Origin of the sequence: Janibacter sp. LM (assembly GCF_039631275.1) — a bacterium.
Taxonomy (GTDB): Bacteria; Actinomycetota; Actinomycetes; order Actinomycetales; family Dermatophilaceae; genus Janibacter; species Janibacter terrae.
Window position 1 is genome coordinate 83,041 of the sequence record NZ_JBDIVG010000001.1, and the last position, 19,982, is coordinate 103,022.

Here is a 19,982-nt window from a genome sequence, read left to right on the forward strand (position 1 = left end):
AAGGACCTTGATGAGCGACCCCACCCGCATGACCGCTGCCGCGCTCGCCGACGCGCTGGCCACCGGTGACCTCTCCTCCGAGCAGGTCACCCGCGCCCACCTCGACCGCATCGAGGGAGTCGACGAGCAGGTCGGCGCCTACCTCCACGTCGCGGGCGAGTCCGCGCTCGCCGAGGCCCGCGCGGTCGACGAGCGCCGGGCGAAGGGGGAGACCCTCCACCGTCTCGCCGGCGTCCCGATCGCCGTCAAGGACGTCATGACGACGACCGGCATCCCGACGACCGCCGGGTCCCGGATCCTCGAGGGCTGGATCCCGCCGTACGACTCCACGGTGGTCACCCGGCTCAAGGCGGCCGGACTGCCGATCCTCGGCAAGACCAACATGGACGAGTTCGCCATGGGGTCCTCGACCGAGCACTCGGCCTACGGCCTGACCCGCAACCCGTGGGACCTCGAGCGCATCCCCGGCGGCTCCGGCGGTGGCTCGAGCGCTGTCGTCGCGTCCTGGCAGGCGCCGCTCGCGACGGGTACCGACACCGGCGGCTCGATCCGCCAGCCCGCCGCCGTCACCGGCTCGGTCGGCGTCAAGCCGACCTACGGCGGCGTCTCGCGCTACGGCCTCATCGCGATGGCCTCCTCGCTCGACCAGGCCGGCCCCTGCGCCCGCACCGTCCTCGACACCGCGCTGCTCCACGAGGTCATGGCCGGGCACGACCCGCTCGACTCGACGTCCATCGACCAGCCGGTCCCCGACGTCGTCGGTGCCGCCCGGCGCGCGGACGTCACGGGCATGCGCATCGGCATCGTCAAGGAGCTCACCGGCGAGGGCTTCTCGCCGCTCGTCCAGGCGCGCTTCGACGAGTCGGTGCAGCACCTCGTCGACGCCGGCGCCGAGGTCGTCGAGGTCTCCTGCCCCAACTTCGTGCACGCCCTCGGCGCGTACTACCTGATCATGCCGAGCGAGGCGAGCAGCAACCTCGCCCGCTTCGACGCGATGCGCTACGGCCTGCGCGTCTCCCCGCAGGGTGTCGAGGACCCGAGCGCCGAGCAGGTCATGGCCGCCTCGCGCGACGCGGGCTTCGGTGACGAGGTCAAGCGCCGCATCATCCTCGGCACCTACGCCCTGTCGTCGGGCTACTACGACGCCTACTACGGCAGCGCGCAGAAGGTGCGTCGCCTCATCGCCGACGACTTCGCGAAGGCCTTCGAGATCGCCGACGTCCTCGTCAGCCCGACGGCCCCGACGACGGCCTTCCGCTTCGGCGACAAGACCGACGACCCGATGGCCATGTACCGCGGCGACATCGCGACGATCCCGGCCAACCTCGCCGGTGTACCCGGCATGTCGCTGCCGAGCGGCCTCGCCGAGGACGGGCTGCCCGCAGGCTTCCAGGTCCTCGCGCCCGCCATGGCCGACGACCGCCTCTACACCGTCGGCGCCGCCCTCGAGCAGCGCCTCGTCTCCGCCTGGGGCGGGCACCTGCTCGAGCAGGCCCCCGAGCTGGCCATCACGAAGGGAGCCTGAGACATGGCGACGACCACCACCGACGAGGTCCTCGGGTACGACGAGGCCCTGGCCACCTTCGACCCCGTCATGGGTCTCGAGGTGCACGTCGAGCTCGGGACGAGCACCAAGATGTTCTGCGGGTGCGCGACCGGCTTCGGCGCCGAGCCCAACACCCAGGTCTGCCCGGTCTGCCTCGGTCTGCCCGGCGCCCTCCCGGTCGTCAACGCGACCGCTGTCGAGTCCGCGATCCGCATCGGCCTGGCGCTCAACTGCGAGATCGCGCAGTGGTGCCGCTTCGCCCGGAAGAACTACTTCTACCCGGACATGCCGAAGAACTTCCAGACCTCGCAGTACGACGAGCCGATCGCCTTCGACGGCTACCTCGACGTCGACATCCCGGCTGCCTCCGGCGAGGGCACCGAGACCTTCCGGGTCGAGATCGAGCGCGCCCACATGGAGGAGGACACCGGCAAGAGCCTGCACGTGGGGGGTTCCACCGGTCGCATCCACGGCGCCGAGTACTCGCTCGTCGACTTCAACCGTGCCGGCATCCCGCTCATCGAGATCGTCACCCGGCCGATCGTCGGTGCGGGGGAGCGCGCCCCCGAGGTCGCCAAGGCCTACGTCGCCGCGCTGCGCGACCTGCTGCGTGCCCTGGACGTCTCGGACGTGAAGATGGAGCAGGGGTCGATGCGCTGCGACGTCAACCTCTCCCTTCGCCCCAAGGCGGGTGAGGACCCGGCCGGGCCCGCCCAGCTCGAGGTGCCGCTCGGCACCCGCACCGAGACCAAGAACGTCAACAGCCTGCGCTCCGTCGAGCGGGCGGTGCGCTACGAGGTCTGCCGCCACGCGGCGGTGCTCAGCGGTGGCGGCTCGATCCTGCAGGAGACCCGCCACTGGCACGAGGACACCGGCGCCACGACGAGCGGCCGTCCGAAGTCCGACGCCGACGACTACCGCTACTTCCCCGAGCCCGACCTCGTCCCCGTCGCCCCGAGCCGTGAGTGGGTCGAGGAGCTGCGCGCCACCCTGCCCGAGCCGCCGGCCGAGCGCCGCAAGCGGCTGCAGGACGACTGGGGCTACTCCGACCTCGAGATGCGCGACGTGCTCAACGCCGGCGCCGTCGAGCTGATCGAGGCCACCGTCGCCGCGGGCGCCAAGCCGCAGGCCGCTCGCAAGTGGTGGCTCGGTGAGCCCTCACGCCGGGCCAACACGCAGGGCGTGGACCTCGTGACCTACGCGGAGCAGGTCGGGGTCACCCCGCAGCACGTCGCCGAGCTCGAGTCGATGGTCGGCGCGGGCCGGCTCAACGACAAGATGGCCCGTCAGGTCCTCGAGGGCGTCCTCGACGGCGAGGGCACGCCGACGGCCGTCGCCGACGCGCGCGGGCTGGAGCTCGTCCAGGACGACGGTGCCCTCGAGGCGGCCGTCGACAAGGTCATCGAGGCCAACCCCGACGTCGCGGACAAGATCCGCGGCGGCAAGGTGCAGGCCGCGGGCGCCCTCATCGGCCAGGTGATGAAGGAGATGCGCGGTCAGGCCGACGCCGGCAAGGCGCGCGAGATCATCCTCGCCAGGCTCGGCGCCGAGGGCTGAGGTCAGGCGGGTCCGTACCCGCCGATCGTGCCGTAGCGCTTGGTGCCGGAGAGGATCGGCTTGCCGGCGAAGGACCCGTGCGGGGTGGCGTCGCGCCACCACGAGTAGAAGGTCCCGTCACCGTCGTCGGTCACCGCGGACGACGCGTACAGCCGGAAGTCGGCGTCGAAGGGCCACGCCCTCGACCCGCTGACCCCCATGAGGTAGTCGCGCTGGGTCGCCCGGGTGCCGCTGCTGCTGACCCAGCCGAGCCACGGGTTGTCGGGGGTGTTCTTCAGCCAGATCGTCTGCCGGTGCGTGCACCGCGCGGAGGCCCAGCGGGGTGAGACGCTCGCGCCGCTCGGGCAGTAGAACGAGCGGATGAAGCCGCTCACCCGACCGTTGTCGGTGCGCAGCCTGACCTGGTGCCGGTTGCCGCGGATCGGCGAGCCGAACTCGACGGTCCACGCGCCGCCGAGCACCACCTCGGACTGCGCGTACCGGTGGTGGGTCGTCGGCGGGTCCTCGATGGTGGGTGCGGCCTGGGCGGTGCTCGTGAGCGCGAGGCCCGCGGTGCAGAGGCCGGACGTGACGATGGTGCTGAGCATCCGCTTCATGGCGGTGTCCTCTCGGGGTGCGGGGACGTCTCCCCACGGGACATCCCTGACCTCCATGGACCCACCGCGGTCGCACCACGTCCATGGGTAGTTGTACCCATGCCGGATGGCCCCGGCCTACCATCGGCGCATGGTCACCGTCTCCTTCCCCGACCGCAGCTGGCTCGACGACGTCGGTCCCGTCGACGGCATGACGCCCGTCGTCTGGGACCCGCGCACCGGACCCCCCGGTGAGGCGGTCGACCTCTACATCGCCCCGTACATGACCCGGCCCGACGGCGTCGCCGTCGTCGCCGAGCAGCCCTCGGTGCGGCTCGTGCAGCTGCTGTCCGCAGGCTTCGACAACATCGTGCCGGTGCTGCCGGACGGCGTCGCCCTCGCCAACGCGAAGGGGGTCCACGACGCGGCCACCGCCGAGCTCGCGCTCGCCCTCGTCCTCGCCTCGCAGCGCGGCTTCGACGAGTTCGCGCGGGCACAGGCGAAGGGGGAGTGGCTGCCCCGGCAGTTTCGGCCCGGTCTGGCCGACAAGCGCGTCCTCGTCCTCGGCTACGGCTCCGTGGGGCGGGCGATCGCCGCGCGGCTCGCCCCCTTCGAGGTCACGACGACGGCGGTCGCCTCGCGCGCCCGCGCCGGCGACGACCTCGTCGACGCGGTCCACGGCACCGACGAGCTGCTCGACCTGCTCCCCGAGCACGACATCGTCATCTCGGTCCTGCCCGGCTCGGACGCCACCGCACAGCTGCTCGGCGAGGAGGCCTTGTCGGCCCTGGGCGACGGCTCGCTCGTCGTCAACGTCGGGCGCGGGACGGCTCTCGACACGGAGGCGGCGCTGCGGCACGCGGGCCGGCTGCGTCTCGCCCTCGACGTCACCGACCCCGAGCCCCTGCCCGAGGGCCACCCCCTCTGGTCGGCGCCGGGCGTCATCATCAGCCCCCACGTCGGTGGCGTGACCGAGGCCTTCCGGCCGCGCGCGGTGACGATGCTGCGCCGGCAGATCGCCGCGATGGTCGCGGGCGAGCAGCCGATCAACCTCGTCCACGGGGGCTGAGCGGCGCCCCCGCCCCGACGCGGTCACGGACGCAGGCGCAGCACCCGGTCGTCCCCAGCGCGAGGCTCCCCGCGGAAGGTGTTGTTGGTGAGCACCCACAGGCTCCCGTCGGGCGCGCGCTCGACGTCCCGCAGCCGCCCGTACTCGCCCTGCAGCAGCCGCTCCGGCGTGCCGACGCGCAGGCCGTCACCGGTGCCGCTGACCGGCACGCGCCACAGGCTCTCGCCGCGCAGCGCAGCCATGACGATCGAGCCGTCCCGGTCGACGGCGATGCCGCTCGGGGAGGCGTCGGCGGTGGACCACGTGGCGACGGGGTCGACGAACTCGTCGCGGCCCCCTTCGCCCTCGACCTGCGGCCAGCCGTAGCTGCCGCCGCGGGTGATGCGGTTGAGCTCGTCCCAGGTGTCCTGACCGAACTCGCTGGCCCACATCGTCCCGTCCTCCCGCCACGCCAGCCCCTGTACGTTGCGGTGGCCCGAGGTCCACACGGGGGAGCTCGCGACCGGGTTGCCCGGTGCCGGCTCGCCGTCGGGCGTGATCCGCAGGATCTTGCCGCCGAGGCTCGCCGGGTCCTGCGCGGAGTCGGTGTCGCCGGCATCACCGGTCGCGACGTAGAGGTAACCGTCGGGACCGAAGGCGATGCGCCCGCCGTTGTGGTTGCCCGCCCTGGGGATGCCCGTGAGCACCGGCTCGACGTCGCCGATCCCGCTGGCGCCCAACGTCATCCGCAGCACGCGGTTGTCCTCGGTGGTGGTCGCGTAGACGAAGAGCGTGTCGTCCTGGGCGAAGTCGGGGGAGACAGCGAGCCCGAGGAGACCCCCTTCGCCCTCGGCCACGACACCCGGGACGGTTCCGACAGCCTGCTGCTCGCCGTCGGAGATCCGCACGACGTCACCGCTGTCGCGCAGCGTCACCAGCGCGTCACCGCCGGGGAGGAAGGCGAGGTCCCACGGCACCTGGAGGTCGGTCGTCACCACCGTGACGGCGCCCTCCGCGGTGGTGCCCGACGAGCCCGACGAGCCGGACGAGGACGTCCGGGACGACGAAGGGGAGGTCCCGCCCCCTTCGCCCACGGAGCCGCAGGCGGCCAGCCCGAGCGTCAGGCCCAGGGCGAGGGTGGTGCGGACGGCGTGGCGCGTCATGTCCCGACGCTACCGGGGCGCAGGGGTGGCGCGCAGGTGTGTCGCGGGCCACACTCGGGGCATGACGACGTCAGCAGAGGACCGGACCCTGATCCTGCTGCGGCACGCCGAGCCCGAGCCGGGCCGTGCCGGTCAGGACGACCGCGAGCGCCCCCTCTCCGAGCCGGGCCGCGCCCAGGCTCAGGAGGTGGGCCGCTGGCTGCGCGAGCGGGGCCTGGGCTGCGACGAGGTCATGTGCTCGCCCGCCCTGCGCACCCGGGAGACGATGCAGGAGGTCGCCGAGGCCGGGTGCTCGGAGGCCGAGGTGCGGATCGAGCACCGGTTGTACAACGCCGACGCCGAGGACGTGCTCTCCGTGGTGCGCGAGTCGACGGACGACGCGAGCGTGCTCCTCGTCATCGGCCACGCGCCCGGGCTCCCCGCGGCCGCGAGCCTGCTCGCCGACGGCGAGGGCCGGGCGCACGCGCACGAGTGCCTGGGTCAGGGGTTCCCGCCGGCCGCGGCAGCGGTGCTGCGCTTCTCGGGGCACTGGGAGGACCTCGCCTTCGGGGCGGCACAGCTGGACGACTTCCGCCTGCCCTGAGCGCTCGCCTGCGGGGGAGGGCTCCCCATGGCGCGCGCCCGGCGCGGGCGCCAAGATGTCCACCGGGGCGGCCACCGGGGCCGCCACCACCACACCAGGGGAGTCATCCATGAAGTCCGTCATCACCCGTGCCGCCGTGGCGTCCGCCGCCGTCGCGCTCACCGCCACGACCCTCGCCACCGCGCCCGCCGGCGCGGCCGTCACCCAGGACTCCTCGTCCGCGGCGACGAACTACTACGGCGCCATCGCCCTCAACACCCGCACCCTCGCCGTCGGCACGTCGGTCAACGCCAAGTACCGCAGCAGCGCCCAGAGCGCGGCCCTGAAGCGCTGCAAGCAGTACAGCTATTCCTCCTACTGCACGAACGTCGTGTGGGTCAGCAACGGGTGCGCCGCCGTCGCGGTCAAGTACGACTCCAAGAACCGCCCGGTCCGCTACGGCAGCGCGTACGGCAAGTACAAGTGGCCCACCGTGCGCCTGGCCAAGAAGCGCGCCATGGGCACCTCGACGGCCGGCACGGTGAAGACCCGCGTGTACCTCTGCACGACCCGGTACTACTGATCGGTCGTCCCTCGTCGTCCCTCACACCGGGATCGCGAGGTGGCGGAAGGTCGCGGTGACCTCCATGCCGACGTGCTCGTACAGGCCGAGCGCACCGGTGCGCGAGTCGGTCGACAGCCCCGCACGGGCCAGCCCGCGCCGACGTCCCTCCGCGAAGGAGTCCGCGAGCAGGGCACGGCCCAGGCCGAGGCCGCGGTGCGGGGCGGCGACGGCGAGCTGGTCGACCCAGAGCATCCCGTCCTCGCTGCCGATGACCATCGCCATGGCCACGACGCGGCCCTCGCGGTCGCGCACGACGCGGCAGCGCCACGGCGCGGCCTCCTCGCCCTCGAGGAAGTCGGCCGCCCAGTCCTCGTAGCTCGTCGGGCGCCGGCCGGGCCACTCGTCGAAGGCGGCCTCCTTGACCAGGTGCACGGAGTGCATCTCCTCCGGCCTCCCCTCGCCGAGCGTGAAGCCGTCGGGGAGCGCCTGCTCGGGCAGGCGGCGGTCGGCCGGCAGCTCGAGGATCCAGGAGTCCCAGGTCGCGGTGCCGCCGGCCGCGTCGAGGAAGCGGTGGGCGGGACTGCCGACGGGCACCGTCTGCGAGACCTCGGGGTCCCCGTGGTTGCGGGCCACGACCATGGCGTGGTCGAGCAGGGCGCGCCCGATGCCGCGGCCGCGGTGCGAGGCCGCGACGACCGCGTCGAGGCGACCGTGCGCCCCGACGACGAGGTAGCCGACGAGGCGGGTGCCGTCGAGGAGGGCCAGCGAGCGGTGGTCGAGGTCGGTGGTCGGCAGCCGCCAGGCGCGCTGCACGTCGACCAGCTCGGTGACCGGCTCGGCCAGCGACTCGGCCTCGTCGGCGCGGGCGAGCGCGACGACCGCCTCGGCGTCCGTGGCCCGGAGCGGGCGGACGGCGAGGTCCACGCCTGCCGGCAGGACGAAGGGGGTCGACGCTGCGGTGCTCATGGAAGGGAGGATCCTCCACTTCCCGGGCGGTGTCACGGGGATTGTCGGCGGCACTCCCTTCGCCTGCGTCCGGATGGTGGACGCTGCCGTCTCATTCATTGACACGGGCGAGGCGGCGGGGGAGAGTAGCGACATGGCCCACCTCCTCGTACTTCCCCGGCGCGCTGCCTGAGCGACGACGTCGTCGACGCAGCGCGCGCCCTTCATGTCCGTACCCGGACTGAGGGGCTTTTTCATGCCGGGAGAAGATGTGAGGAGCAGGACGGATGGCACGACTGACCGAAGGACACACGGTGACTGACACGACCAGCAGCGCCCCGAGCCCGGCCGCGATGGCGCGCCGGGCGGAGGCTCGACCGACCCCCGAGCAGGTGACGGGAGCGAAGAGCCTCGTCCTCTCCCTCGAGCACGTCGGCGCGGAGGTCGTCTTCGGCATCCCCGGCGGCGCCATCCTGCCCGCCTACGACCCGCTCATGGACTCGACGAAGGTGCGCCACATCCTCGTGCGGCACGAGCAGGGCGCCGGCCACGCCGCCGAGGGCTACGCCTCCGCCACGGGCAAGGTCGGGGTGTGCATGGCCACCTCCGGGCCCGGGGCCACCAACCTCGTCACCGCCATCGCCGACGCGCACATGGACTCCGTCCCGATGGTCGCGATCACCGGCCAAGTGGCCTCCGCCGCCATCGGTACCGACGCCTTCCAGGAGGCGGACATCCGCGGCATCACCATGCCGATCACCAAGCACAACTACCTCGTGACCGACGCGGCGCAGATCCCGCGCGTCATCGCCGAGGCCTTCCACATCGCCGGTACCGGTCGCCCCGGTCCCGTGCTCGTGGACATCTCCAAGGACGCGCTGCAGGCCACCACCACCTTCGCGTGGCCGCCGCAGATCGCCCTGCCGGGTTACCACCCGGTGACGCGTCCGCACGCCAAGCAGATCCGCGAGGCCGTGCGCCTCATGGCCGCCGCCCGCCGGCCGGTGCTCTACGTCGGCGGCGGCGTGATCCGCTCCGGCGCGCACGTCGAGCTGCTCCGCTTCGCCGAGCTCACCGGCATCCCGGTGGTCACGACCCTCATGGCGCGGGGCGCCTTCCCCGACGGGCACCGCCTGCACCTCGGCATGCCCGGGATGCACGGGTCCGTCGCGGCCGTGACCGGCCTGCAGCGCAGTGACCTGCTCATCACGATCGGTGCCCGCTTCGACGACCGGGTGACCGGTCACCTGCCGTCCTTCGCCCCGGGGGCCAAGGTCATCCACGCCGACATCGACCCGGCGGAGATCTCGAAGAACCGCACCGCCGACGTGCCGATCGTCGGCGACGCCAAGGCGATCCTTGGTGAGCTCATCGCCGCCGTCGAGTCCGGCTCCGGTGACGCGGCAGACGTCAACCCGCACACCTACGCGGTCTGGGCAGCGGAGACCGCGGGCTGGTCCCAGACCTACCCGGTCGGCTACCAGTCGCACGGCGAGGGCGCGCTCATGCCGCAGGAGGTCATCGAGGCCATCGGCCGGGCCGCCGGTCCCGAGGCGATCTACGCGGCGGGCGTCGGCCAGCACCAGATGTGGGCCGCGCAGTTCATCGACTACGAGCGCCCCAACTCCTGGCTCAACTCCGGCGGCGCCGGGACGATGGGCTACTCCGTGCCGGCGGCCATGGGCGCCAAGGTCGGCGAGCCCGACCGTGTCGTGTGGTCCATCGACGGCGACGGCTGCTTCCAGATGACCAACCAGGAGCTGGCGACCTGCGTCATCAACGACATCCCGATCAAGGTCGCGATCATCAACAACTCGAGCCTGGGCATGGTCCGCCAGTGGCAGTCGCTCTTCTACAACGAGCGCTACTCCAACACCGACCTGCACACCTCGGTCGGCAGCCGCATCCCCGACTTCGTCAAGCTCGCCGAGGCCTACGGCTGCGTCGGCCTGCGCTGCGAGCGTCCCGAGGACCTCGAGGCGACGATCGCCGAGGCGATGTCGATCAACGACCGCCCCGTCGTCGTCGACTTCGTCGTCGAGCGCGACGCCATGGTGTGGCCGATGGTGGCCGCCGGCGTGAGCAACGACGAGATCCAGATCGCCCGGGACTCCGCGCCCCAGTGGGACCGCGAGGAGTCAGAGGCCATCGAGCAGCCGACCGACGCCGACCACAGCGACTCCCAGGGAAAGTGAGCGCAGGCCACCCATGAGCACGAAGCACACCCTGTCCGTCCTCGTCGAGAACAAGCCCGGCGTCCTCGCCCGGATCTCGGCGCTGTTCTCCCGTCGCGGGTTCAACATCGACTCGCTGGCCGTCGGCCCCACGGAGCACCCCGAGGTCTCCCGGATGACCGTCGTCGTCGAGGTCGACCTGCTCCCGCTCGAGCAGGTGACCAAGCAGCTCAACAAGCTCGTCGAGGTGCTCAAGGTCGTCGAGCTCGACCCGCTGGCCTCGGTCACGAGCCAGGTCGTCCTCGTCAAGGTGCGCGCCGACGCGACCAACCGCAGCGCCATCCTCGAGACCGCGCAGATGTTCAAGGCCAAGATCGTCGACACGACGCCCGAGGCGATGACCCTGCACGTGTACGGCAACTCCGACAAGATCGCCGCGATGCTCGAGATCCTCGAGCCCCACGGCGTCAAGGAGCTCGTCCAGTCCGGCGTCGTGGCCATCGGCCGCGGCCCCCGGTCCATCACGGACCGGTCCAGACACTGATCCCCCGCGTCGTCGGCTCGCCGGACGCGAGACGATGACGCCCAGACTCGACTGCAGTATCGACACCACAAGGAGAAGAGCCACATGGCCGCTGAAGTGATCTACGACGACGACGCCGACCTGTCCATCATCCAGGGCCGCAAGGTCGCCGTCATCGGCTATGGCTCGCAGGGCCACGCCCACGCGCTCAACCTGCGCGACAGCGGCGTCGACGTGCGCGTCGGCCTGCGCGAGGGCAGCTCGTCCCGGGCCAAGGCCGAGGCCGAGGGCCTGAAGGTCCTCACCCCGAACGCCGCCGCCGCCGAGGCGGACGTCATCGTCATCCTCGCCCCCGACCAGGTGCAGCGCCACCTCTACGCCGACGAGATCGCCTCCGCGCTGGGCGAGGGCGACGTCCTCGTCTTCGGTCACGGCTTCAACATCCGCTACGGCTACATCCAGCCGCCGGCCGGCGTCGACGTCATCCTCGTCGCGCCGAAGGCCCCCGGCCACACCGTGCGCCGTGAGTTCGTCGACGGCCGTGGCATCCCCGACATCATCGCGGTCGAGCAGGACGCGTCGGGCCGGGCGTGGGAGATCGCCAAGTCCTACGCCAAGGGCATCGGTGGCACCCGTGCGGGCGTCATCACCACGACCTTCACCGAGGAGACCGAGACCGACCTCTTCGGCGAGCAGGCCGTCCTCTGCGGTGGTGTCTCGCACCTCGTCCAGGCGGGCTTCGAGACCCTGACCGAGGCGGGCTACCAGCCGGAGATCGCCTACTTCGAGGTCCTCCACGAGCTCAAGCTCATCGTCGACCTCATGTGGGAGGGCGGCATCGCCAAGCAGCGCTGGTCCTGCTCCGACACGGCGGAGTACGGCGACTACGTCTCCGGCCCGCGCCTGATCGACCAGGGCGTCAAGGACCGCATGCAGGGCGTCCTCAAGGACATCCAGGACGGCACCTTCGCCACCCGCTTCATCGAGGACCAGGACAACGGGGCCGTCGAGTTCACGCAGCTGCGCGAGAAGGAGGCCGGCCACCCGATCGAGGCCACCGGCAAGGCGCTGCGCGCGCACTTCGCGTGGAAGTCGGGCGACGACGACTACGTCGAGGGCTCGGCCGCTCGCTGACGCGAGCACCCAGGACTCCCGTCGCGGCGACCCCGCGCGGGCCCCGAAGGGGGCGCCCACCGGCTCACCGGCCGGGGGCGCCCCCTTCGTCATGCCCTGGACCCACCGTCCCGCGGGACGAAGGGGGTCAGCCGGCCAGGTGCCCCCACGTCGGGGAGAGGTCGGACCAGGCACCGACCGCGACCGCCCGGCCACCGTCGAGGACGACGACCCGGTCGGCCTGCTCGAGCGCCGCCCGCTTGGAGGTCGCACCGATGACCGTCGCTCCCCGCTCGCGCAGACCGCGCCACAGGTCGATCTCGGTCGTCGCGTCGAGCGCGGACGAGACGTCGTCGGCGAGGAGCAGCTCGGCCTCGGTCGCAAGTGCCCGGGCGAGCGCCAGCCGCTGGACCTGGCCGCCCGACAGACGCACGCCGCGGTGGCCGACGAGCGAGTCGGGCCCGCCTGCGGCAGAGACGTCCTCGGTCAGCCGGGCGAGCGCGACCGGCGCGTCGAGGGGTCGCTCGTGCCCGAGCCGCACGTTGTCGGTGAAGGTCCCCGACAGCACCCGGGGCACCTGGGCGACGTGCGCGACGCGACCCGGCCGCAGGGTCCGCTGGGGGTCGGTGACGGGGGAGCCGTTCCACAGCAGGTCGCCGCGGTGGTCGACGAGCCCGGCGAGCGAGGCGAGCAGGCTCGACTTGCCCGACCCGACCTGGCCGACGAGCAGGACGAGCTCACCGGCGTCGACGGTGAGGTCGATGTCGCTCGCGCCGACGGTGCCATCGTCGTGGACGACGCTCAGCCCGCGCAGCTCGAGGCGCCGCAGGGGCTCGCGCTCCCCGGTGACCGGCAGGGGAGCGGTGCCCTCGACGAGGTCGACGCCCGCGGGCAGGTCCATGAGGTCGACGCCGCCGGCGAAGCGGGCCGTCTCGACCTGCCAGGCCCGGGTGCCGGGTGCCTCGGTGACGACCATGCTGGCGACGCGGCCGAACCAGTCGAAGCCGGCCACGGCGCCGGACACGAGGATCGCCGTCCCGAGGCCCCAGCCGCCGGCGACGTGGATCCACCACGTCGCGACGATGCCGCCCTGGACCATGACGAGCGGCACGGCGTCCAGCACGGCCTGGACCCGGTGCTCCTTGACGGCGGCCTCGACGCGTCCGCCGTCGACCTCGCGCAGGTGGCGACGGACGAAGGGGGTGGCCGCCGCCAGCTTGACCGTGCGGACCGACTCCAGGGCAGAGACGACCGCGCGGCCGAAGCGGGCGCGGGCCAGTGACGCCGCCGCGGCGGAGCGGCCGGCGACCGGACGGCCGAGGCTCGCGGCCAGCGCCGAGCTGACCATGACGGTCAGCAGGACGGCGCCGGCGACCCACGTGCCGGCGAGCACGGCCGTGACGGCCGCGATGACCAGGCCGTTGATGAAGTCGACCCACCGGTCGGCGTAGCGCGCGTACCGGTCGGCGTCCATCGACCGGGCGACGACCTCACCCGGGGGTGTGCGCGGCAGCCGCTCCGCGCGCGTCTGACCGACGAGCACCGCCATGCGGGTGCGGAGCATGACCTCGATCCACCACAGCGGGTAGCGGTAGAAGGCCTGCGCGGTGATGAAGGGGACGACGAGCAGGCAGGCGACGAGCACGGCGGCGAGCAGGGTCGGCGTCCCGCCGGCCTGCAGCTCCTCGATCGCGCGGCCCCACACGAGCCCGGTGATCGCACCCTGCGCCCCGAGCAGCGACAGCAGCAGGAAGCAGGCCGCCCCGGCGACGCCCCACGCCGGCTTGACCAGGAGTGCGTGCGTGATGCCCCGGGCCAGCGACGGGCCGTCGCCGACCTCGGGCAGGTCCGGCGGGGTGGTCGTGCGCCGGCGGCCTCCGACGGGGTCGAGGTCGGCGTGGTCGACATCGTGGTCGCCGGCGGACCCCGCGGCCGCAGGGAGGTCCGTCGCCGACTCCGCCCGGCTGTCGACGAGGAGGGTGCGGAAGGGGCCGGGTGCCTGGGCCAGGTCGGTGCGCCGGCCCTGCTGGATGACCCGGCCGCGGTCGAGGACGACGACGTGCGGTGCCCGCTCGATGGTGTTGAGCCGGTGGGCGATGAGGATGCCGGTGCGGCCGAGCAGCAGCCGGTCGGCGGCGGAGACCACCCGCCGCTCGGTGAGCGGGTCCATGCGGGCGGTGGCCTCGTCGAGCACCACGACGCGCACGTCGCGCACGAGCAGCCGGGCGAAGGCGACGAGCTGCTCCTCGCCGGCCGACAGGGTCGTGCCGCCCGGGCCGAGGAGGGTGTCGAGCCCGTCGGGCAGCCCGTCGACCCAGTCACCGAGGCCGAGCTCGACGACGGCGGCCCGGATGTCCGAGCGCGGGGTGTCGTCGAAGAGGGCGATGTTGTCCGCGAGCGTCCCGGAGATGATCTCGGTGCGCTGGGTGACGACGCCGACCTCGGTCCGCAGCAGCTGCAGGTCGATGTCGCGCACGTCGACGCCGCCGACGAAGACGCTGCCGCGGGGTGGCTCGATGGCCCGGGAGACGAAGGACGCGAGCGTCGACTTGCCGGACCCGGTGCGCCCGACGAGGGCGACGGTCTCGCCGGCCGGGCAGCTGAACGTCACGTCGCGCAGCGCGAAGCTGCCCTCCGCGTAGGAGAAGTCCAGGCCGCGCACCTCGACCGTCAGCTCGGCCCCCTGGGGCACGGGCGCGCCACCCTGCGGCTCGGGCTCGACGGCGAGCATCTGCCGCAGGCGGATCACCGCACCCAGTCCCGCCTGCAGGTCGGGGAGCTGGTGGGAGAGCATCGTGATCAGCCCGACGAAGCTCGAGGTGACGATGAAGAGCGTGACGAGCTCGCCGACCGACAGGGAGCCGCGGACCGCGAGGGCGATGCCGGCGACGCCGATGCCCGCGAGGAGCCCGTGCAGGAGCAGGCCGGCGCGGCGGGCGAGCCGGCTCTCGATCTCGAGGACGCTGGCGAAGCGCGCGTGCACGGCCGCGGTCAGCGTCGCGAGCCGCTGGACCATGTGCGCCTGCCCGAGGCTCGTGCGCAGGTCGTCGCGACCGGCGATGCCCTCCTCGAGTGCGCTCGCGTGGTCGGTCCAGGCCATCTCCTCGACGACCTTGCGACGGGAGATCTCGCCGAGCAGCGGGCGCACCGCGGCGCCCGTCACGAGCCCCAGCAGGGGGAAGAGCAGCCACGCGGGCCACCACGTGAGGCCCGCGACGACCCACATCGGGATGACGGAGAAGGCGGTCCGCGCGAACATCCACACCTGCCACCTCATGAGGTTGCCGACCTCGTGGGTGTCGTCGTCGACCCGGTCGAGGATCTCGCCGGCCGCCTGCTCCGAGAGGGTCGCGACGGGCTGGGCGAGCGCGGCGTCGAGCAGGTCGTCGCGCAGCATCCCCTCGGCCCGGTCGGACAGGCCGACCCAGACGACCTTGCCGATGTTGTCGACGAGCGCGCCGCCGACGACGAGGAGCGCGAGCAGCTGCACGAGGTCGGTCGTCGGGTCCTCGGCGAGGCGACCGATGACGACCGTGCCGAGGGTGATGAGGACGGCGGCGGTCGCCGAGCAGGCCAGGGCGAAGCCGGCGGCGGGCGAGCTCATGCGTCGCCAGTCGACGGTGCGCTCCGGCGGGGTCGGCTCGGTGGTCGTGGGGGGCGGCGTGGCGGTCCGCTCGAGGGTCTGCGTCATGACCTGTCAAGGCTATGTCCACCCACCGACACGCGCCTCCGATTTTCCCGGCCCCGGTGATGACCCACGCCTGCCCGGCCGAACCTCGAGACGCGCGTCCAGGTGGTGGACATGGCGTATCGGTACGGGACCCGGGCGGCGTACCGTCGCACGATCGGTGCCACACCCACGTCGTGCCCGACCGGACCCACCCGCACGTACGAGGAGCCGACATGAGCGACGACGCAGCCGAGGCCCGCCGGGCCCTGCAGGAGAGCCTGGACCGCCGCGACAGCGGCGAGTGAGCCAGCCCACGAACCACTGACCGCCCCTCCCGCGCCGCGCGGGCAGGGGCGGTCTGCATGTGAGACGCGGTATCACTGCCCGGACCGGCGAACTACCGTGGGCCCATGCCTGAGCTGCGTTCCCGAACCACCACCCACGGTCGCAACATGGCCGGTGCCCGTGCCCTCTGGCGCGCGACCGGCATGGGCGAAGGGGACTTCGGCAAGCCGATCGTCGCGATCGCCAACTCCTTCACCCAGTTCGTCCCGGGGCACGTCCACCTCAAGGACATGGGCCAGCTCGTCGCCGGCGCCATCGAGGAGGCCGGGGGGGTGGGCAAGGAGTTCAACACCATCGCCGTCGACGACGGCATCGCGATGGGCCACCACGGCATGCTCTACTCGCTGCCGAGCCGCGAGGTCATCGCCGACTCGATCGAGTACATGGTGAACGCGCACTGCGCCGACGCGCTCGTGTGCATCTCCAACTGCGACAAGATCACGCCGGGCATGCTCCTGGCCGCGCTGCGCCTGAACATCCCGACGGTCTTCGTCTCCGGCGGCCCGATGGAGGCCGGCAAGGCGATCATCGGTGACGACGGCGAGACGTACACGCGGCTCGACCTCGTCGACGCGATGGTCAAGGCCGTCGACGACAACGTCTCCGACGAGGAGATCACCGCGATCGAGCAGGCCGCCTGCCCGACGTGCGGCTCCTGCTCGGGCATGTTCACCGCCAACTCGATGAACTGCCTCACCGAGGCGCTCGGTCTCTCCCTCCCCGGCAACGGCTCGACGCTCGCCACGGCCAGCGCCCGCCGTGACCTCTTCCTCGACGCGGGCAAGCTCGTCGTCGACCTGTGCCGCGACTACTACGACGACGACGACGAGTCGGTCCTGCCGCGCTCGATCGCGACCAAGCCCGCCTTCGCCAACGCGATGCGCCTGGACATCGCCATGGGCGGCTCGACCAACACGATCCTCCACCTGCTCGCCGCGGCGCAGGAGGCGGAGGTCGACTTCGACCAGCACGACATCGACGCGCTCTCGCGGGTCACCCCGTGCCTGGTCAAGGTCGCGCCCAACAGCGGCGACTACTACATGGAGGACGTGCACCGCGCCGGCGGCATCCCCGCGATCCTCGGCGAGCTGCACCGCGGCGGCATGCTCGACGCGGGCGTGCGCTCGGTGCACAGCCCCGACCTCGACTCGTGGCTGTCCGACTGGGACATCCGCTCCGGCGCGACGTCGGCCAAGGCCACCGAGCTCTTCCACGCTGCGCCCGGCGGCGTGCGCACGACGCAGGCCTTCTCGTCGACCAACCGGTGGTCCTCCCTCGACCGGGATGCGGAGACCGGGTGCATCCGCTCCGTCGAGCACGCCTACACGAGCGAAGGGGGACTGGCCGTGCTCCACGGCAACCTCGCGCCCGACGGCTGCATCGTCAAGACCGCCGGCGTGCCCGAGCACCAGTGGAACTTCGCGGGCCCGGCGCGCGTCGCCGAGTCGCAGGAGGCGGCGGTCGAGATGATCCTGTCCAAGCAGGTGCAGGAGGGCGAGGTCGTCGTCATCCGCTACGAGGGCCCCAAGGGCGGCCCCGGCATGCAGGAGATGCTCTACCCGACCTCCTACCTCAAGGGCACCGGCCTCGGCCCGAAGTGCGCCCTGATCACCGACGGGCGCTTCTCCGGCGGCTCGTCCGGCCTGTCCATCGGCCACGTCTCCCCGGAGGCCGCCTCCGGTGGCGCGATCGGCCTGGTCAAGGACGGCGACGTCATCGAGTTCGACATCCCGGGTCGTCGGGTCAACCTCCTCGTCGACGACGAGGAGCTCGCCCGCCGCCGCACCGAGCAGGACGCGAAGGGGTGGGCCCCGGTCGACCGCGAGCGTCCCGTCTCCCCGGCGCTGAAGATCTTCGCGAAGTTCGCTCAGTCCGCCGACAAGGGCGCCGCACGCAAGGTCGACTGAGACGTCCGCATGGCGGGACGTGAGGTTCACATGTCGGGACGCCAACCTAGCCTGTGACCATGACCGACGCGCAGACCAAGAGCTTTGACATCGCCGTCATCGGCGGCGACGGGATCGGCCCCGAGGTGGTCGCGGAGGGCCTGAAGGTCCTCGGCGCCACCGGGGTCGACATCCGCACCACGGAGTACGACCTGGGCGCCGCCCGCTGGCACCGCACCGGCGAGACCCTGCCCGACTCCGTCGTGGACGAGCTGCGCGGCCACGACGGCATCCTGCTCGGCGCCATCGGCGACCCGACCGTCCCCTCCGGTGTCCTCGAGCGCGGCGTGCTGCTCCCCCTTCGTTTTGCGCTCGACCACTACGTCAACCTGCGCCCGGCCAAGCTCTTCCCGGGTGTGCAGAGCCCGCTCGCGGAGCACGTGACGAGCAAGGGGCTCGACTTCGTCGTCGTCCGCGAGGGCACCGAGGGCCCGTACGTCGGCAACGGCGGCGCGCTGCGCGTCGGCACCCCGCACGAGATCGCGACCGAGGTCAGCGTCAACACCCGCTTCGGCGTGGAGCGGGTCGTCCGCGACGCCTTCGCCCGCGCCCAGGCCCGGCCGCGCAAGCACCTGACGCTCGTCCACAAGCACAACGTGCTCGTCAACGCCGGCCACCTGTGGCGCCGCACCGTCGACGAGGTCGGCGCGGAGTTCCCCGATGTCGAGACCGCCTACCAGCACGTCGACGCCGCGACGATCTTCCTCGCGACCGACCCGGCGCGCTTCGACGTCATCGTCACCGACAACCTCTTCGGCGACATCATCACCGACATCGCCGCGGCCGTCGCCGGCGGCATCGGCCTGGCCGCGAGCGGCAACATCAACCCCACCCGCGAGGCCCCGAGCATGTTCGAGCCGGTCCACGGCTCGGCCCCGGACATCGCCGGCCAGGGCAAGGCCGACCCCACCGCCGCGATCCTCTCCGCCGCGATGCTGCTCGACCACCTCGGCCTCGCCGAGGACGCCCAGCGGGTCGAGGCGGCCGTGGCCGCCGACCTCGCCGAGCGCTCGGGCGAGCGGTCGACCAGCGCGATCGGTGACGCGGTGGCCGGCCGGCTCTGAGGCCTCCGTCGCGGGGGGTAGCCTGCATCACACCAGACCCCGAGGAGACGTACCCGATGACCGCTGAGCTGACCTTCACGACCACCCGCAGCGAAGCCCCCCTTCCCGATGCCGAGCGCGAGGCGGTCCTCGCGAACCCGGGGTTCGGGTCCACCTTCACCGACCACATGGTCACCGCGACGTGGACGAAGGGGGAGGGCTGGCACACCGGTGAGGTGCGCCCCTTCGGGCCGCTGCAGGTCAGCCCGGCGGCGGCCGTCCTGCACTACGCGCAGGAGGTCTTCGAGGGCATGAAGGCCTACCGTCACGCGGACGGTTCCGTGTGGACCTTCCGGCCCGACCGCAACGCCGCGCGCATGGCACGTAGCTGCGAGCGACTCGCGCTGCCGGTGCTGCCAGAGGAGGACTTCATCGGGGCCATCAGGGCGCTCGTCGAGATCGACGAGGCGTGGGTGCCGGCCGCCGAGAGCGGCGAGATGAGCCTCTACCTGCGTCCCTTCATGTTCGCCTCCGAGGCCTTCCTCGGGGTGCGCCCCGCCAACGAGGTGACCTTCTCGGTCATCGCCAGCCCCGCGGGTGCCTACTTCTCGGGCGGCCTCAAGCCGGTCAACCTCTGGCTGAGCCGTGACTACGCGCGCGCGGGCGCCGGGGGCACGGGTGCCGCCAAGTGCGGCGGCAACTACGCCTCCTCGCTCGCCGGCCAGCTCGAGGGCCAGGCGCAGGGCTGCGACCAGGTCGTCTTCCTCGACTCCTCGACGCAGACGTACATCGAGGAGCTCGGCGGGATGAACCTCTTCTTCGTCACCAGGGACGGCCGTCTGCGCACCCCCGCGCTCACCGGCTCGATCCTCGAGGGTGTCACCCGCGACTCGATCCTGGCGATCGCGCCCGACCTCGGCCTGACCCCCGAGGAGGCGCGCATCGGCATCGACGAGTGGACCGAGGGTGTCGCCTCCGGCGAGATCACCGAGGTCTTCGCGTGCGGCACCGCCGCGGTCGTCACCCCCGTCGGCGAGCTGCGCTGGGCCGGCGGCTCGGCCCCGTCCACGGCCGGCGAAGGGGGCGGGGAGTACACCCGCAAGATCCGCCAGGCCCTCCTCGACATCCAGTACGGCCGCGCGGAGGACACGCGCGGCTGGATGACCCGGCTGGTCTGAGCGGCACCCTCGCCGAACCCCCTCGGCCA

General features: G+C 72.5%; 15 protein-coding genes. 11 read left to right on the plus strand and 4 right to left on the minus strand.

Features of this window, described 5'->3' with window-relative positions; all coding sequences use genetic code 11:
• The first annotated feature begins 10 nt into the window (after positions 1 to 10).
• On the plus strand, positions 11 to 1,525 hold the full coding sequence (gatA, locus tag ABC138_RS00405) for an Asp-tRNA(Asn)/Glu-tRNA(Gln) amidotransferase subunit GatA (RefSeq protein WP_345912421.1): 1,515 nt from the start codon (positions 11 to 13) through the stop codon (positions 1,523 to 1,525).
• A gap of 3 nt (positions 1,526 to 1,528) precedes the next feature.
• Positions 1,529 to 3,103 (plus strand): Asp-tRNA(Asn)/Glu-tRNA(Gln) amidotransferase subunit GatB, encoded by a 1,575-nt coding sequence (gene gatB / locus ABC138_RS00410; RefSeq protein WP_345912422.1) that lies wholly within the window; start codon positions 1,529 to 1,531, stop codon positions 3,101 to 3,103.
• Between the two features lie 2 nt (positions 3,104 to 3,105).
• Here gatB and ABC138_RS00415 read toward each other — a convergent pair whose 3' ends face one another.
• Positions 3,106 to 3,699 carry a hypothetical protein gene (locus tag ABC138_RS00415; protein WP_345912423.1) on the minus strand — a complete coding sequence of 198 codons (594 nt, stop codon included), beginning with the start codon at positions 3,697 to 3,699 and terminating at the stop codon, positions 3,106 to 3,108.
• 130 nt (positions 3,700 to 3,829) lie between these two features.
• Between ABC138_RS00415 and ABC138_RS00420 the strand changes: the two genes are divergently transcribed.
• Entirely contained in the window at positions 3,830 to 4,747 is a 918-nt protein-coding gene (locus ABC138_RS00420; RefSeq protein WP_345912424.1) for a 2-hydroxyacid dehydrogenase, read from the plus strand.
• Between the two features lie 23 nt (positions 4,748 to 4,770).
• Here the strand turns inward: ABC138_RS00420 and ABC138_RS00425 are convergent, their stop codons facing one another.
• Positions 4,771 to 5,889, minus strand: coding sequence for a PQQ-dependent sugar dehydrogenase (locus tag ABC138_RS00425; protein ID WP_345912425.1), 1,119 nt, complete (start codon positions 5,887 to 5,889; stop codon positions 4,771 to 4,773).
• 61 nt (positions 5,890 to 5,950) lie between these two features.
• Here ABC138_RS00425 and ABC138_RS00430 point away from each other — a divergent pair, with 61 nt between their 5' ends.
• Positions 5,951 to 6,472, plus strand: coding sequence for a histidine phosphatase family protein (locus ABC138_RS00430; RefSeq protein WP_068422475.1), 522 nt, complete (start codon positions 5,951 to 5,953; stop codon positions 6,470 to 6,472).
• Between the two features lie 109 nt (positions 6,473 to 6,581).
• Positions 6,582 to 7,034 carry a DUF4189 domain-containing protein gene (locus ABC138_RS00435; protein WP_068422472.1) on the plus strand — a complete coding sequence of 151 codons (453 nt, stop codon included), beginning with the start codon at positions 6,582 to 6,584 and terminating at the stop codon, positions 7,032 to 7,034.
• Positions 7,035 to 7,055: 21 nt separating this feature from the next.
• Here the strand turns inward: ABC138_RS00435 and ABC138_RS00440 are convergent, their stop codons facing one another.
• Positions 7,056 to 7,982 (minus strand): GNAT family N-acetyltransferase, encoded by a 927-nt coding sequence (locus ABC138_RS00440; protein ID WP_345912426.1) that lies wholly within the window; start codon positions 7,980 to 7,982, stop codon positions 7,056 to 7,058.
• Between the two features lie 266 nt (positions 7,983 to 8,248).
• Here ABC138_RS00440 and ABC138_RS00445 point away from each other — a divergent pair, with 266 nt between their 5' ends.
• The 3 genes from ABC138_RS00445 (at position 8,249) to ilvC (ending at position 11,792) form a co-directional block, all read left to right on the plus strand.
• Positions 8,249 to 10,156, plus strand: a complete 1,908-nt coding sequence (locus ABC138_RS00445) for an acetolactate synthase large subunit (protein WP_082807554.1) — start codon at positions 8,249 to 8,251, stop codon at positions 10,154 to 10,156.
• A gap of 13 nt (positions 10,157 to 10,169) precedes the next feature.
• Positions 10,170 to 10,679, plus strand: coding sequence for an acetolactate synthase small subunit (gene ilvN, locus ABC138_RS00450; protein ID WP_068325211.1), 510 nt, complete (start codon positions 10,170 to 10,172; stop codon positions 10,677 to 10,679).
• A gap of 84 nt (positions 10,680 to 10,763) precedes the next feature.
• Positions 10,764 to 11,792, plus strand: a complete 1,029-nt coding sequence (gene ilvC / locus ABC138_RS00455; protein ID WP_068325210.1) for a ketol-acid reductoisomerase — start codon at positions 10,764 to 10,766, stop codon at positions 11,790 to 11,792.
• A 127-nt stretch (positions 11,793 to 11,919) separates the two neighbouring features.
• Here the strand turns inward: ilvC and ABC138_RS00460 are convergent, their stop codons facing one another.
• Entirely contained in the window at positions 11,920 to 15,462 is a 3,543-nt protein-coding gene (locus ABC138_RS00460; protein WP_345912427.1) for an ABC transporter ATP-binding protein, read from the minus strand.
• Positions 15,463 to 15,851: 389 nt separating this feature from the next.
• On the opposite strand from ABC138_RS00460, the gene ilvD reads away from it, so the two are divergent.
• From ilvD to ABC138_RS00475, 3 genes are read left to right on the plus strand one after another with little or no spacing between them, the layout of a single operon-like run.
• Positions 15,852 to 17,693 (plus strand): dihydroxy-acid dehydratase, encoded by a 1,842-nt coding sequence (gene ilvD / locus ABC138_RS00465; protein ID WP_345912428.1) that lies wholly within the window; start codon positions 15,852 to 15,854, stop codon positions 17,691 to 17,693.
• Between the two features lie 59 nt (positions 17,694 to 17,752).
• Positions 17,753 to 18,796 (plus strand): 3-isopropylmalate dehydrogenase, encoded by a 1,044-nt coding sequence (locus tag ABC138_RS00470; protein WP_068325207.1) that lies wholly within the window; start codon positions 17,753 to 17,755, stop codon positions 18,794 to 18,796.
• Between the two features lie 56 nt (positions 18,797 to 18,852).
• Positions 18,853 to 19,953, plus strand: a complete 1,101-nt coding sequence (locus ABC138_RS00475) for a branched-chain amino acid aminotransferase (protein WP_345912429.1) — start codon at positions 18,853 to 18,855, stop codon at positions 19,951 to 19,953.
• Positions 19,954 to 19,982: the final 29 nt, after the last annotated feature.